The organism is Gottfriedia sp. S16(2024) (genome assembly GCF_050473765.1).
GTDB lineage: Bacteria > Bacillota > Bacilli > Bacillales > Bacillaceae_G > Gottfriedia.
In genome coordinates this window covers 1276720-1292744 of record NZ_JBFLUO010000001.1, presented here as the reverse complement: position 1 = coordinate 1292744, position 16025 = coordinate 1276720, and the positions used below count along the sequence as shown (strand labels likewise).

The following is a 16025-nucleotide window of genomic DNA, read 5'->3' as shown; positions in this document are numbered from 1 at the left end:
TTGCTTATTATTTTGGAATCATTTAATGAGCCCAAAATTTAAATTATTCTTTTGCTAATACATAGTCTAATTTTACTCCTATTAATATTCATTTGTACACAAAAAACAGACTGCCGAGAAGGTCTCGACAGCCTGATGTGACTCAAAATAAGCCCTTTTATTCCTCATTCGAAAAAATATATTTTCTAATTGTATAACGACACTTAGATTTTCTTGAACGTTTTACTTTCTCCTTCAATTACTGAAACTTTGCCACTTGGGCTAGTAGTGCCGTTACTTCCCACTATTTCCTTTATGTTTGAAAGTTACACTAATTGTATGATTCTTATTTATATTCGTAAACGTGTAAGTATTATTTGTAAGTTTTGTATCTACTCCGTCTACTTTAAATGTTGCTACCTCATAACTACCCTTCTCAGGTGTAATAGTGTAAGTTTGATTTGCTCCTTGATCCACAGAAAGTATTCCACTAGGGCTGATCGTTCCATTACCTTCAGCCGATGCTACGATTGTGTAAACGATCTTCTTGAACGTTACGTTAATCGTGTGGTCTTTTGTTACATTTGTAAACGTATAAGAGTTATTTGTAAGATTTGCATTCACACCATCAACAGTAAATGTAGCAACCTCATAGCCTTTATTCGGTGTAACCGTAAATGTTTGATCCTTTCCATGATTTACAGATACATTTCCGCTTGGACTGATTGAGCCATTGCTTCCAGCTGAAGCTGTGATTGTGTGTACGATTTGTTTAAACGTTACATTGATCGTATGATCTTTCGTAACATTCGTAAATGTGTACGTATTGTTCATTAACTGTGCATCTACTCCGTCTACTTTAAACGTTGCAACCTCAAAACCGTCATAAGGTGTAATCGTAAACGTTTGGTTTGTTCCGTGATTCGCAGTAATTCTACCACTTGGACTAATCGTTCCGTTAGTTCCAGCTGTTGCCGTAAAGATATGAACGATTTGTTTAAATGTCACATCGACTGAATGATTCTTCGTTACGTTTGTAAATGTGTATTCTCCATTTGTTGCTGTTACTTCTTGTCCATCAACTTTAACGCTTCCAATCTCAAAACCGGTATTCGGTGTGAATTTAAACGTTTGATTAGATCCATGTTTCACTGAAGTGAAGCCGTCTGGATCAATTTTTCCATTGCTGTCTGATGTTGCTGAAATCAAATGTGACAAATCATCACTTATGATAACAGTAAATGAAGTGTCAATATAACCAGGCGCAGTAACTGTAAATTCATGATCACCTAGTTCTTTGAACAGTGATCTGTCAGTAAATGTAAGGTCTTTATCTGTAATAGTATACTTGCTTGGATCAACTACTTTTCCATTTAATGAAACAACTGGATTCGCTGTCATCCACGCTGAATCCTGATCGTGAGTAACAGTAATCGGTGTATCTTCTTGAATATATGCTATTTTTGAAGCAAACACTGGCGGATTGCTCTTAACTACTTGAGTTACTGTTGTATCTGGGTAACAATACGCTTTGAATTTAACATCAACATTACCAGTTGCTGGGAATGCAGTGCCTGGCAACGTAATTGTAATTTTACTTTCATCTGAAGAGATTGTCGCATCCGACTTAACAGATACGCCTCCTACTGAAATATCACCTGTAACTGCTTTTGTAGCATTTGCCCATCTCATGTTTTCATCATTTTTAGGAACAGTCATAATCACTTGTTTACCTACACCACTTGGCGTTAAAACAGGCGTTGGTGCTGTTCTTTGATTAAATGGTTGCGCAATTGTAATTGGTGTAAAGTAAGGTGATATGAACTTAACAGTTTTGTTACCTGCTGCTGTATTCGATTGTGTTGCATTTCCATCAATTGATACAACTCCTGTGCCATTTGATACAGATGTTGTTACAAAAGGTTTTACTGATGTAGCCGATGATAACTGAATTGTAACATCACCATTATCTGTTGATTGATCTGATGTTGCTGCAAGTAAAATTGAACTTCTCCACAGTGGATTATCCGAACCGTTAATTGAGTAAGTTAATTTATCACCAAACTGCGGTGTTCCTGCCGGTGCAGAAAGCGTAATAGCAGGTGCTGTTTGAGGTGTAATTGTATTATTTAAGTTAACGTCAGCATAACCTGGAGCTGTAACGATTAAACTCTTTGAAACAGCTGCTCCACCATTCGTTCTCACCAAATCATACGGAATAGTCAATATTCCAGCATTTTCATCAATAATCACTTTTGTTTTTATTGATGGTGAAGATGAGGTACCAAATTTAATATCCCCTCCGGATTTCACTGCAGAAATCCAATCAGATGAAGTTGTACCTGGATTAAACGTCATTACTAAGTCCTTCCCTGCATAAATAGTACCTGCTGGACTAGTAAGCGTTATTCCTTGTTTATAGAAGGATTGATTAACAGTCACTGTTTGATAATTTGCTGCAATAACACTAATTGCTATGCTTCCTGGTACTGTAATTAGTGATTTATCAATCTTGATTGGTGTTCCAGGAGCTCCTACTGTTATATTATTCGTTTCAAAGTCGGCTCTATTAATCGTAATACCACCAACTTGAATAGCTGTAATCGCATCTCTCCAAGCTTGTGTATCATTAGTAGTTCCAACTCCAATTGAAATTGGATTTGAATTACTATCATTAAAGTATCGATTTGGTTCAGCAGTCAATGTTGGTGCAGAGAACGCATTAATTCTTTGTGAGAATGAATAAGTTGCGAAATTATCCGCTGCAATCTCAATCTTCCAATCATTGTTAAATCCATTTGAATCCACAAACGATGGTATTGAGAAAACCCCAGCTGGAATTGTAAAATTAAATGTTGTTGCATTTGCCGGCGTTACTTGATTAAATAATGCAGCAAGTTCATCTCCTCTGAAGACTTTTGCAACATTTCCCTTCGGATCCGTCAAAGTGATTGAAGTAATATTAGGCTGCCAAATATCACGATAGTGTGCAGCTGTCGAACCTGTACCATCTGCTCGACTAAATGTTAAAGCTTTACCAATTGTATTAACATTATTTGGGGCAGTTAATGTAAAGCTATTACCGACACCATCTTGCATTTTAAATTTCATAACGCGATCCATATAGCCTGGAGCTTTGAACACGATCGTGTGAACACCAGATTTTGCGAATAATGTTGGATCAAATTCATATTGGCCTTTATTAGAAACAACTTTATCAATAATTGAATTCGTTGATACACCATTATAGATATTCGTAGATGACTTACGATCAATACCATCAATTAAGATTTGTCCTCCAGGTCCATCCACTGCATTTCTCCAAGCTGTATCATCAATTTGTGCAATTGTTGAAGCTCCATTGAAATCTGGAGTTTTGTAACTAATAGAGAATAATTGGAAAGGATTTACTTTACCGTAATTTACAAAAGCATTGCTGTCACTTGTTTTAATATATGGTACAGGTTTAATAACAGTGTTAAATGCAGTTAGATCCGAACCACTTGGTATCGTATTAAATCCTGTTAAAGAAATATTCTTACTTGTAGTCGTTGCAATTTTTCCTGCTAATGTGTCTGCATTCGGAGCAGTTGTATTATATTTACCGATGTTTTTGATGATATATTCAAAATCAGAATAATCAATTGAGCCATCAAAGTTAAAGTCAGCTACCCTTGTATAAGTTGATGGTGTTGCAACAAAATCATTGTATGCAGTACTTTCTGCCTCAATGTCTTTCATATCAATTACATCATCACCATTTACGTCACCCGCAAGCATAACAGAACCATTAACAGAATAATTTCCTCCTGCTGAATAGCCAAATTGTCCTGAGCTAGTCATTGATAAACTTCCATAGTAAGTGAAGTGCCCTGGTACTTTCATTGTAACATTGTATGGCTTAGTACCTGCTTGCATTGGAAGACTTGTTGTAAATAAGCCAGTTTGAACGATCCCCAGATTTAAACTATTTGCACCGCCAGTTGGAACTTGAGCAATTGGTATTGATTTAGTAATACCACCTGTATTAGAATCTTCAAATTTTATTTCGATACCTGATCCATCAGCTGTTACTGGGGTTGTTCTTCCAAATACATTAGCTGTCGCATAATTTTGGAAGCCTTCCGGTTTAATGGTACCGCTTACATACGCACCACCTCTAACGTAAAGGAATTTATCTTGGAAAGTAGGGACACGATCAGTTCCGTTCTCACCATCTTTATACGTTGTAATCATCGGTAAAAGAGCAGACCACTGTGGATAGATTGTATCTAATCCAGCATCGTTCGTTACTTTACTTTTTAAATCAATCAGAGGCATTTCCTGTGCCACTCCACCACTCTTTGTATCCTCTGTATTCAATACACCTTGGGCTTGAACAGCTTGTGGAAGATTGAAACTGAAGATATAATCACCATTTATATCGAAATCTTTATGGATCCAACTTTTCTCAGTAGTAATCCCTTTAGATGCTAAAAATGCTTTATATTGATCACTAAAATCAACATCTGTTAATTCTGCATAGTCAAGTTTACTTATCCAGAATTTACCACCAACGAGGTTTTTAGGATATTTCACTGATAGAGTTGATTTAAAGTTATCGCCATTCGAAACTAATGTTTTGTCAGTAAGGAAAGCTGGGTCAACCCCATTTAACGTTGTCGATCCTGGTGAATCTAGACGCGAGTATCTAACAACTACATATTCATTTCCTTTTTTTACAAAGTAATAATATTTTGCCTGAGTATCCATGTTTCCGGAGAAGGAGTAGTCTTCTGGATAAAATCTGAACATTTCCCCATAAATTTCCTTCTTAGGGTCTGCACTCGTATTCACGAGATCCTCTTTGGATACACCAAACTTAAATGTTCCGTCTTCATTAGGAGTTAAGAAGTAATTGACATACGGAGCTTCGGTGGAATCACCAAGCATACCATCAATTTTACCTAAAGATTGGCTAACTTTCGTATCCGTGTCATAGTTCGGTGGTGCAGGAACCGCTGTTTCTTTACCAGTATCCTTCATATAATCAACGTTTGAGTCGTAAGTTTTTCCTGAGAACCATTTCAAAGCTCCGTCCGTTGTAGGACCATCCGCATCAATTTCATAAATGCCTGGTTCACTGCCTTTATCCATCTGTAATGTTGGTGGTGTATTATCAACATAAACAGTACTGTTTTGTTCATAAAGCTTACCTGTTGAAGCATCTAATGCTCTAAGTTGTATATTGTATCCGCCTTCATCAACTACCTTTTGCGTCGATAATTGTTGTGTAAGCTTCACAGACAGGTTAGGATCATCCTTGGAAATAGGTGCACTATAAGGATAGTAAAGTCCGTTATTCAAAAAAGGTACATACGTTAAATTACCTTGACTAATGTTCGCTGTGCTAATAGTAGAGATATAACCAATATAATTTTTTCCAGCTAAATCCATTACATAAAGTCTAATTCCATAGGAAGGGTCAACTTGACTTTTTACTCTAAGTTCAGCCCATGATGATGGGATTACTCCATATGTATTAGGATTAAAGTTTTTCTTCCCAGCAAGAGTTATTGCTTTTCTTTGAACCCTGAAATCAACACCTCTACTTTGAACGTTAATCGCAAGAGGCAAACGATATGTTTCATTAGGGTTATCTGGATTAATAAAGTTTATATATGCTTCATAAAATCCACTTGCAGCTGAATCAGGAGCAGTGAATTTTACTGTAAGATGAACCGTTCCTCCTGCTGGAACAGTTATTGATTTTAATTCCGTTGTAGGCGATACTATATCACTTATACTAATTTTCGCACCTTCTGCCTCACCATCTTTTCCATTTGTTAAGAAAGCATCCTTAAAGAAAGCGCTTGATGAGTTGAAAGTTTTAGTAGCAGTACCATTGTTAGTAATGTATAAATCACCTGTTTTTGTAACAGAACCATCTTCTGAGCGAGCAGTATAGCCAAACGAAAATGAACCTGTTGTATTTGCTACGTTAATAATATTTGAACTTGATGAATCATCCGTTGACGAGCGTGATTGAATAAAATCCTTTACTTTAAATTGCATATCAGAATGAACTGCTTGATATGGATCGGCTTTACCAGAGCCGATTTGGAATAAACTTTTTTGTGAGTCTATAGCATCAGCAGTCTGCATCAGTGCTACTTTGATATCTTCAGGCTTATAGTTTGGATGAGCTGATAAAATCAATGCTGCCATACCTGCAACATGCGGAGTAGCCATTGATGTGCCTGACATTGTTTGGTAATTATATGAATAATCTTTGTTATCTGGTTCCCATATATCATAAGGAGCTGTTGAGAAAATATCTACACCTGGCGCAACAACATCAGGTTTAATTGCTAATGAACCTGTAACAGGACCGGTAGAACTAAAACTAGCAAGTGAATTCCCTGGCATTGTGTAATTTCCAGCATTCGATACAGATATTTTCTTAATCGTACCGGCCTTAAAAGCATTATAGAATTTTGTTCCATCATTTTTGCCTATTTGCAAAGTGTAAACCGTACTACCCTTCGAACCAAAATAAAATGGATAATACCCTTGATCATCAAATAGAAGAGCATCATTGTCTGATGGATTCCACACAATCATGGCCTTAGCATGTTCATTAGTCGCATACATCATTAGAAGGTCCATAGATGCAGCACCACGCTTGACAAGAACAACTTTATCTTTAACATCAATTTTTTTGTTACGAAGATCATCATACCAGGCAGGTGTACCGTATCCAGCATCTACGATATCATACTGAGTCGATCCACTAAGCTTTGAATTCGATTCCGAGAAATCCTTTCCGATTAAACGTGTATTTGTAATCGCAAATGAATCTTCCCCTGTTGCTCCATATGAGTGGATGTCAAACGTTGGAACTTGGGTAGGTGTAGCAATTGCGCCGACCGTTATTGCCTTTGCTGCAGCCCCTGGAGTTCCCACTGTTCCAGCACCTGGACCAGAATTACCGGCAGCAATAACCGCAGTTACGCCCAGGTCAGAAATATTGTTAATTGCAACAGCATTAGGAGACAATGAATCATTATAAGATGCACCAAGTGATAAATTAATTACTTTACACCCATCCTTATAAGATTGCTCAATCCCTGCCATAACTGCCTCATCTGTACCACCGTGAGGACCTAATACACGGTAAGCATATAACTGAACTTCAGGTGCAACTCCTCTAACTGCATAAGGAGAACTACTTCTTGATTGACCTGCAATTGTTCCAGCTACGTGAGTTCCATGAGAAGTAATATAATTATGATAATCTGTTGGAAAGTTTGGATCTTGTTGATAAGATGGAAGTGCATCATTAGCATTCTTTGCAGCCAACCAGTCAGAATATACCGTTTCCATCGGGTCATTGTCATTGTCTACAAAATCCTTACCGCCTTGATATTCTCCAGCAAGATCTGGATGATTATAGTCAAGACCTGTGTCAATAACACCGACTTTTATGCCTTTCCCTGTGATGTTTTCATTTTGTAGATCATGTATTTTCAACCAGTCAAGAACTGCTGTTTCGCCAGATTGCGGGCCTTCTGGACCAGGAGGCGGAACTGTCCCAGACTGCATATTATCTGTTTTTTCTGATACGGAAGAGCTATCTGAAGTACTACTTGCTGATTGTATGTTAGAACGATTTGAACGAATAGTAGGTAATAAATTTGGATTTGTTTTTTGATCAGAAATCTTTCCGTCACCTGTTACGCTTGCTGGAATACCGATTGATTGTGAAGCTGGAATTGGAGCATATTTAACGTTTTGATAGACACCCTTTACGTAAGGTAGTGCCAACAGATCATTAAGTGCTTGTTTTGGTATTTTTACAGCTAATCCGTTAAATACCTGTGTATATTCTCTTCCTATTTTAATTGAACTAGTTTCACCAGCACTTTTTAGTGATTTTGACATACTACCAACAAAGGACTTAAAGTTGCTGTGTGTTTGATTTACTTCTGTTTGAGCACTTTCCAACGTAACAGCAGGTGTGCTTTCTTGATTAACAGAAAGTTTACCAGAAGATGCATTCTTCTGTTGATTTTGCATTTGAATTGGGGCTGGATCAACATTAAATTGGACAATCAGGTCTAACTGATCTGATGAATCTAGTAGTTTTGGATCAAACTTAAGTTTCTGCATGTATAAATTCGTTAATTGTTGCGTTTGAGTCAAGTCAAGTTTACTATTACTGTCAAATTGGACAGCTTTACTATCATTTGCAGTTGTTCCACCTGTCATAGCAAATGCCGGAACTGTGTATCCTAGCAGTGTGGAAGTTGCAAGAAACGTTGACATGACCATCTTTTTCATTTTACGATGGCCCATACCTTTCTCATTCCCCTTCTTTAATTTAATATTTAGCGTAAAAACTCTATCCCACTAACCAATTCTCCTCCCTAATAACAGAATTTTTTTAGTTTTGTAAATTTTACGACAAATTAATTGCCATTCTTCATTATAATTGGGCTTTATAAGGACAGTAAATTGGGGAAATTTAGCGTAAATCAAAGAAAGAACTTTGTCAGATTTTGTTAAAAATTTGGAGCAATCTTCCTTTTTCCATTGTTTTACATGATATTTTATAGGAATGGATTTGGGGGAATATGTGAATTGTCATTCTACAAATTTTCAATATTTACATTTTTTGGATTAAAATAGTGTTTATTAATCCTTTTCAGCTTTTTCCCTTGTGATTTTATTTCTACTCACAAGCTAAGAACACAAAAAAAGATCTCTCATTTTTTGAGAGATCTTTCTACATTCTAATCTGATCTATTTTCTGATTTCCTGGACAAATTTCCAAGTTTGCCCTTTATCCACTGATTGATACAGCTCGCTACTATTCCCGTTATAATCCCCATCTGAACCTTGTCCAACCAACATACTTAAAACTCCGCCCATCATATAAGGCATACTTGGTGTATCAAAAGGTTTTATAGACTGTCCATTATTCAACTTTACTTCATGAGGTATATAGTTTATTTTTTTGAAAGTTTTGCCTCCGTCATCTGTGCGGTATAAGGCTCCTTCATTACCGGAAGGATTAACTGCTCCTAAAAATCCGAGCTTATCATCTAAAAAGACAATTCCTGAGGCGCCTCCGACAGTTCCGCTGTATGGGTCATTATTTATAACTGTCCATGTATTTCCACCGTCTGTCGTTTTGCTTAATGAATAAAATGTACTTCCCAAAGCTTTATCTGCAACATTTAGTTTATAACCAACTTCTTTAGTTTGAAAAAACTGTTCATTTGTATTAGTTTGCTCGTTTTTCTTCTCATCTGAAGTAGCTTGACTTGGAGTAGTAGACGGTTTACTCCAATTTGGATCACCTATTAAGTTATATCTAGCAGGTGTAATTTCTTTTTCCATCCCAGGGACAAATAAGGATACTGTATAGCCAATGATTTCATTACTTGCTGTTTCCGGACTATATTCTCTTCCATCCTTATCAATATTAATGATTCCATTTAAATTGTATCCCCAATTTCTTTTACCGTAATAGATCAATCCATATTGATTTTCATTCCATTTGCTAACTGCTTTTTTAATTGGAATTACATTAGTAGTTTCAATTAAAGGTTCTAACAGTTTGTCGTCATTATAATTAGGAGCAGCATACCCGTGTAAATATATTGTAATATTTTCTGACTTATTTTTATCATAAGTTATTAGAAAGCTTTCTACTTTACCATGATCATTCTTCCCATAAACAAAAGTATCAAGGGATGTAATTGTTCCATCTGAATTAAATTTAATTGAAAAATTATTTACTATAAATAATTTTTTAGGCATAGAATGCTTCTTATTTATATCGTCAAAAATACCTTTTACGCCATCGTTATATACATTGTTATGTTCAAATTTAACTGATCTTTGATTTTTTAATCGTTCTATATACCATGCGAGTTTACCATTATAATTTGTTCCACTTTTATATATGTTCACTCCATATAATAATGTAATTGAAACAAACAAGATAATAGATATATATTTCCATGCTTTTAAATTAGTTATTTTGTTAGATTTATATTCGCTATTTTTTACAGCTTTTATTGTAGTAAATAATATAGTCGATAGTAAAATGACCACGCTCAATATTAAGATCGGTAGATTTTTATTGAGACTTCCGTACTTGCATATTGAAGCTAATTTTTGCCCAAAAATCCAGTATCCAATTAAGAAAATCGGATTTGTTAATAATGATTTAAGTATTCTTTTTACTTTTCCCCTCAATATGTATTTCCCCCTTAATTGAATTAAGTCGTTCAATTCGTCCATGATAAGTATACTTTGTTTTCCTAGATTTCTGCATGATTCATGATTTACTGTTTTATCTTAAAAAATTAAAAATGCACTCCTTTTTGAAAAAAGGAGTGCTAAATCTTAAGAAATCAAACTATTATGTTTAGGTATTTTAATCATCGCCTTAAATAAATCACCATCAACTTGAATTGAAAACTGTCCTTTTTGAATTTCGATTAGACTTTTCGCTATTGAAAGACCTAAACCGCTTCCTTGGCTAGTTCTCGATTCCTCGCCTCTTTTAAATCGTTCCATCAGTTCATCAGCTGAAATATTTAACTCATAGGCTGAAATGTTTTTGAAGGTTAGAAGTATATCATTACCCATATCATCTATATCAATATATACCCTTGATCCTCTAAGTGCATATTTGAATATATTTGATAATAAATTCTCAACAGACCTCCATAATAGCTTTCCATCCGCTGCAACATAGAGTTTATCTTGGGGGTGGTTTATTTTAAATGCTAAATCTAAAGCTTCTACTTTTGCGTTAACTTCACCTAAACCCTGGGTTAATAACGATAAAATATCTATACGCTCAAGGTGAACAGGAATCGTTCCGCTAGATGCTTTTGCTGCTTCGAATAAATCATCAGTCAATAGCTTTAATCTTTGCGATTTTTGATCCAAAACTTCTACATATTCTTGTATTTTAAGAGGGTCCTCTTCCTTTTTCAATAAATCAACATACGTAATGATTGACGTCAGTGGTGTCCTTATATCGTGTGATACATTAGTGATGAGCTCCGTTTTCATCCTCTCACTTTTTAGTTCACGATTAACGGCTGTTTTCAAACCGTCTGTAATGGTATTTATATTACTAGCAAGACTTGCAATCTCACCTTTCCCATCTACCTCTATACGGTGGTGGAAATCGCCTGCTTTTATTTGCTCGACTCCTTCTTTAATCGCATTGAATTTTTTTACTTGTTTATACGCAAACCACGCCGCAAAGCCGATCGTGATTGGGAATATAAAAAATGTTATCGCAATTGCGATTGGATAGCCAACAACAAGTAGTACCGTTTTAACACCATTACTACCGCTATTATAGACGTTTTTAATAAATGTAAAAAAATTACTTAATAAAAGATAGATTAATGTATGTTTTAACAGTGTTCTATTTTTAATATGCTTTATAATAGATAAAACCAGCGTTAGTGCCACGATAAAAAATAGAATCGAAAGGAAGAAAACTAACATACTTAAAACATCAATTGTTAGCGTGTCCACTAATGCTACCCAAGAGGCGATGAGAGCCATTAACAATAGAACATTTAAGTCATTAAATAATTTATCTATTACATTTAAATGTAGCTCTCGGTCATTGAATGATTTTCTACCAATAATAAGTGCTAAGTATGCGAAAGATAGTAAAAATCCGATAGAAGAACCTATAAACAGAATGAATGCATTCGTTGCAATTGACTTATTTTCTTTCCATTCTTTTATTTTTTGATCCAAAGCATCTTGCGTGAACGCTATTGATATTTCCATGTTTTTTGCATTTAACTGATCTAAATCTTCAGTAATCCAGTTAAAGTGTTTATTCTTTTCAATCGTTGATGGATAAATTTCTTTTTTATAATTTTTATAAGTTATATAGGAAGGGTTCTCTTTGAATTGACCTTTTAGCGTGTTATTTGTAAATTCATTCACGCCGTCATTGGCATAATATAATAAATCTTTCTTTTCAGCTAAAGTTTGCATTAACCCTTGATATCGTTTTAATTCATCCGTTATCATTTGATTCTTCGCTTGGTCAATTTCTTTTGCATAAGCTTCTTTAAAATTTTTAAAATTTTCTTCTTCGCTTAAGCTTGGATTATATATTTTTGACCTCTCAGTGAAGTCAGGATATAAAGATTCTTCAATTGATCTCATATCCTCTGTGCTAATTGTTCCACCCTTTGAAATATTCTCTTCACTTTTATACTCACTTACTAATTGATTCAAGCTACTTAAAATAGGCTCAACTTCCAACATATAGGACTTACTTAGAAAATAATTATCTTCAAAGACTATTCCAAAATCATCGTCAGTTAAAGTCGACACATTTGCAATCGATTTAAATATGCCTGAAAAAAATAAAACGACTAGCGTAAATCCAATTATTTTTACAGTTAGTGAATGGCTATATTTTCTCGACCTTATATCCAACTCCCCACACCACCTTCAAATATTTTGGTTCTTTCGGATTTATTTCGATTTTCTCTCTAATTTTTCGAATATGGACAGATACTGTATTTTCGGGATTAAAAGCTGTTTCATTCCATACTCTTTCATAAATTTCTTCAATCGAAAATACTCTACCTGCATTTTCAGTTAAAAGCTTTGCAATCTTATACTGAACTGGAGTAAGATGAACAACTTCTCCATCAACTGTAATGATTTTGCTTTCATCATCGACTACAAGCCCTCCACTACGATATAAACTATTCTTAGTTTCAAGACTGCCTAAGCTCGTATACCTCCGCAGTTGTGATTTAACTCGTGCGATTAGCTCTAGAGGATTGAATGGCTTTGTTATGTAATCATCTGCTCCTAAATTTAAGCCTAAAATCTTATCGGAGTCCTCAGACTTCGCAGAGAGCATAATAACAGGCACCCCATAATTTTCTCTAATCTTCATCGTAGTCCTAATTCCATCTAGTTTAGGCATCATAATATCCATAATAATGAGATGGATTTCTTTGTTTTCGATAGTCTCTAGGGCCTCTACTCCGTTATAAGCCTTGAACAAGCTATATCCTTCATTTTCTAGATAAATACAAATAGCCTCTACAATTGACTGATCATCATCACAAACTAATATGTTCATGTATCTCTCTCCTATTTACCTTTTTCAAAATTGTATCACCTCTTTATTTTTTATATTAAGAGGATGATATCAATAAAATCTTAATAACCACTCAATGTAAATCTTAAGATTTTCTTAATAATGTTGTCTACCCGCAAACAGTAATAAAAAAGATGTCAGTTTCTAAAGAATTATTTATTGGATTAAACGGATATAAACATTAATGTACTAAACAAAAGATAGATAGTTATTTACAAATATTTTAAATTTTTCTGAAAAAAATATGATATTGTGGAATTAGGCAAGATAAGCAATACATATTTAAGGCAGAGCATCGCAAGAATCCTCAACTAGAACTCTATCTTTAGGACACCTACTATCTTACTTTCCCCCCAAGCATAAATAACGAAAGGATCGAGTACTTACTTTTGAGTTGTTTCAATTAGTCTATCGGTATTTTTTCAAAAATTAGTAGGAGGTTTTTATTCAATGCTAGAAGGTCGAACGGTACAAAATACAATTTTATCTAAAACAATCAAGAAAAATTTAAAAAGAAAGACAGCCTTCCTCGTTTGTTCTAGTTTAGTTTTTTTTAGTAGTACTTTAGGTAACTTTTTTACGAAACCTGCGCAGGCTGCTGTGGGAACTCATGTTGTTGTCAGCGAAGTTTATGGTGGTGGAGGTAATAGCGGTTCTTCCTACAAAAATGATTATATTGAGCTTTATAATCCTACAGATTCAAGTATTAGCTTATCTGGTTGGTCCATCCAATATGCTTCTTCAACTGGTACATTCAGTAGCATTACAAATTTAACAGGTAGTATTGGATCACATCAGTATTATTTAATTAAAGAAGCAAGTGGTGGTGGTGGAACTGTTGATCTACCAACTGCAGATGTGACAGGTACGATCAACTTAAGTGCAAGCAGTGGAAAAGTTGCGCTAGCAAAAGTTACTACAGCGGTATCGGGTTCGACGAATTCAAATGTGGTGGATTTTGTTGGTTTCGGATCTGCAAATGATTCGGAAACTACTCCAGTAGGTACTCTTTCTGCTACGACAAGTACTGAACGTAAAGACAATAATGGTGGAACTACTCAAGGTCAAGGTAATGGTTGGGATACGAATAATAACGCTAACGACTTTGTGATAACAAGTGGTCTAGCTCCTCAAAATTCGTCTTCTACGGCTGAACCTACAACACAAACACAAACGGGCACTGATAATGATCATATCGGATTGGGGAATCCAAGTGGTGCTACAAATAATGTATCTAATTCTAATAATTATTTGATGGTTAAACCTCAGTACGATTTATCCTACAACAATAGCAAACACGAACCTAACTGGGTTAGCTGGCATGTAGGGTCATCTGATCTCGGAAGTACATCTCGTCAGGATGACTTCCGAGCCGATACAACATTACCGCCAGGGTGGTATCAAGTGACTGCTAGTGAATTTTCGGGAAGTGGATTTGATCGTGGTCACATGTGTCCATCGGCTGACCGTACATCTACGGTTGCTAACAATTCTGCAACTTTTCTAATGAGCAATATGATTCCTCAAGCTCCAAATAACAACGAGGTTACTTGGGCAAATTTAGAGGAATATAGTCGTTCACTTGTATCAGCTGGAAACGAATTATATGTAATATCTGGGGGGTATGGATCTGGAGGCACTGGGTCTAGTGGATATAAAACTACTGTTGGGAATGGTGTTGTCGTACCAGCAAAAACATGGAAAGTGATCGTTGTATTGCCTAATGGGAATAATGATTTAAGTCGAGTTACAGCTTCTACGAGAGTAATAGCTGTAGTACTACCTAATGATCAAACAGCTTCAAGCCACCCGTGGAGCTACTACAGGGTAAGTGTAGATTCAATTGAGTCTATGACTGGTTATGACTATTTATCTTCGGTGCCTGCTAGCATTCAAAGTGCCATTGAAGCTAGCGTTGACAATGGTCCGACAAATTAAATCTTCATTTAATGATAAATAATAAGCAGATCGAGTATAAAGAAAAGGGAATGTGTTCCAAAAAACTTTTGGTACACATTCCCTTCTTTATTTAATAAACTGACCCTATTTATGATACGGCTCACCGTAACGTATCTAAATGAAATTTATTAGGATGTAAGAAATCACCAGTATACTTCTATTCCTACAATCGTTTCCTCACTATTAGGATGGATACTCTTGAATGAGGGCTGTTAAACGATATTCTTAACAAATTTTTCCGTAAAATGTCTCCCCCTCCACTGGTGGAATTTTCACATAAAAAGTTAAATTCTTCTATTCTGTCATCTTTTTTCATATCTAATCTTTCTGCTTCATCTTCGTAAATCATTAAATGGTTTTCTGGCAATATACTAGATTGTGGAAAATACAAAAAAATTAAGGTGTTTAAATTTTTAAATAGTTTTAACTATTAATTATTTATACATGATATTATGAAAATGAAAGGTGGTGATATTGTGGTATGGTTTATTGTAATTGTAATTGTAATAATTGGTATAATACTAAAAATGAATAGCACTTCTAGCCGTAACGAAGATAAACACTCTCCTGAAGAAATCATAGAAATTGCAGAATTCGAACTGAAATTTAGGTCAGAATTTGCAAAAAATAAAATGTTACTAAAGAGTGGTAAGATAACAGATAGACAATCAATGAAATGGTCAAAAAATTTATTGGAAGAACACAATGAAATTCAAAGAAAATACAATATAACAGAAGAAGAAATGTCTCAATACTATGAACTTGTATATTCTAAATCAAGCGTTTATCATAATTAAAATTATTTCAAATCCTTAGTAAAACTAGGGGTTTTTTTATCGTCCCTAAGTTCTGGACAAACGTGGTGTGCAAACTATAATATATCAAGTTTTCAATAATTGTTCTTCTTGATCGATTTCACCATTAATAA

6 protein-coding genes are annotated in these 16025 nt (G+C 35.0%); 2 read left to right on the top strand and 4 right to left on the bottom strand.

The genetic code is table 11. The annotated features are described in order from the left end of the window. Positions 1-273: 273 nt before the first annotated feature. From AB1282_RS06155 to AB1282_RS06140, 4 genes are all read right to left on the bottom strand, one after another. Positions 274-8316, bottom strand: coding sequence for a S8 family serine peptidase (locus tag AB1282_RS06155; protein WP_429898702.1), 8043 nt, complete (start codon positions 8314-8316; stop codon positions 274-276). Positions 8317-8763: 447 nt separating this feature from the next. Continuing rightward, positions 8764-10272 carry a WD40/YVTN/BNR-like repeat-containing protein gene (locus tag AB1282_RS06150; protein ID WP_056467217.1) on the bottom strand — a complete coding sequence of 503 codons (1509 nt, stop codon included), beginning with the start codon at positions 10270-10272 and terminating at the stop codon, positions 8764-8766. Between the two features lie 105 nt (positions 10273-10377). Beyond that, positions 10378-12459, bottom strand: a complete 2082-nt coding sequence (locus AB1282_RS06145; protein WP_429898701.1) for a histidine kinase dimerization/phospho-acceptor domain-containing protein — start codon at positions 12457-12459, stop codon at positions 10378-10380. Continuing rightward, positions 12434-13120 carry a response regulator transcription factor gene (locus tag AB1282_RS06140; protein WP_056467211.1) on the bottom strand — a complete coding sequence of 229 codons (687 nt, stop codon included), beginning with the start codon at positions 13118-13120 and terminating at the stop codon, positions 12434-12436. The genes AB1282_RS06145 and AB1282_RS06140 overlap by 26 nt, the downstream gene beginning before the upstream one ends. Before the next feature lie 468 nt (positions 13121-13588). On the opposite strand from AB1282_RS06140, the gene AB1282_RS06135 reads away from it, so the two are divergent. Together AB1282_RS06135 and AB1282_RS06130 are read left to right on the top strand one after the other, a co-directional pair. Continuing rightward, positions 13589-15076 (top strand): DNA/RNA non-specific endonuclease, encoded by a 1488-nt coding sequence (locus tag AB1282_RS06135; RefSeq protein WP_429898700.1) that lies wholly within the window; start codon positions 13589-13591, stop codon positions 15074-15076. 497 nt (positions 15077-15573) lie between these two features. After that, the gene (locus AB1282_RS06130; protein WP_056467208.1) at positions 15574-15894 is read left to right on the top strand and encodes a hypothetical protein; all 321 of its coding nucleotides are present in this window, start codon (positions 15574-15576) and stop codon (positions 15892-15894) included. The last annotated feature ends 131 nt before the right edge of the window (positions 15895-16025 follow it).

Excerpts from the sequence above, each read along its gene's own strand:
- AB1282_RS06155 (WP_429898702.1), bottom strand. The coding sequence starts at position 8,316 with ATGGGCCATCGTAAAATGAAAAAGATGGTCATGTCAACGTTTCTTGCA.
- AB1282_RS06150 (WP_056467217.1), bottom strand. The coding sequence starts at position 10,272 with ATGGACGAATTGAACGACTTAATTCAATTAAGGGGGAAATACATATTG.
- AB1282_RS06140 (WP_056467211.1), bottom strand. The coding sequence starts at position 13,120 with ATGAACATATTAGTTTGTGATGATGATCAGTCAATTGTAGAGGCTATT.
- AB1282_RS06135 (WP_429898700.1), top strand. The coding sequence starts at position 13,589 with ATGCTAGAAGGTCGAACGGTACAAAATACAATTTTATCTAAAACAATC.